The organism is Rhizobacter sp. P3_B12, from assembly GCF_056402895.1.
In genome coordinates this window covers 1-755 of the sequence record NZ_JBFUGN010001611.1, presented here as the reverse complement: position 1 = coordinate 755, position 755 = coordinate 1, and the positions used below count along the sequence as shown (strand labels likewise).

1 protein-coding gene is annotated in these 755 nt (G+C 71.9%); it reads left to right on the top strand.

Going from position 1 to position 755, the window contains the following annotated elements; translation table 11 throughout:
- The coding region (locus tag AC1D01_RS37220) for a sensor histidine kinase (protein WP_477874910.1) at positions 1–755 on the top strand (755 nt) is incomplete at both ends.

Here is a 755-nt window from a genome sequence, read left to right as displayed (position 1 = left end):
GCTCTCGCATGAGCTGCGCAACCCGCTGGCGCCGATCGCCAACGCGGCCAGCGTGCTGCGCACGATGGAGAGCGACAACCCGACGATCGGGCGGCTGCGCGAGATCGTCGAGCGCCAGGTGGCGCGGCTGCGCCGGTTGATCGACGACCTGGTCGACGTGACGCGCGTCGCGCAGGGCCAGATCACGCTGATCAAGGAACCGGTGGCGGTGGATGCGGTGGTGCGCACCGCGCTCGACGGCCTGCGCACGAAGCTCAGTGCCGCCGGCCACACGCTGAAGACCGAGTTCCCGAAGGAGGCGGCCTGGGTCGACGGCGATGCGCTGCGGCTCGCGCAGGCCGTCTCGGCGATCGTCTACAACGCATCGATCTTCTCGCGCGACCCGGGCGAGATCTCGGTGTCGGTGCAGGCGCGTGGCGGCCCGAACGGCGACCAGGTGCTGGTGCGCGTGAAGGACCGCGGACAAGGCATTGCCGCCGATTTCCTGCCGCATGTGTTCGAGCTGTTCGCACGCCACGATGCCGGCACCGCGGCGCGCCGGCCGGGGCTGGGCGTCGGCCTGACGCTGGCGCGGCGCATCGCGCTCCTGCATGGCGGCGACATCGCGGCCTCCAGCGCCGGCCCCGGGCTCGGCGCGGAGTTCGTGATCAGCCTGCCGCAGGTGGCATCGCCGGCCGCCACGACGGGCGCGCGCCACAAGCCGCTGGTGATGGTGCCGGAAGAGACCTATCGCGTGCTGGTGATCGACCCCGATC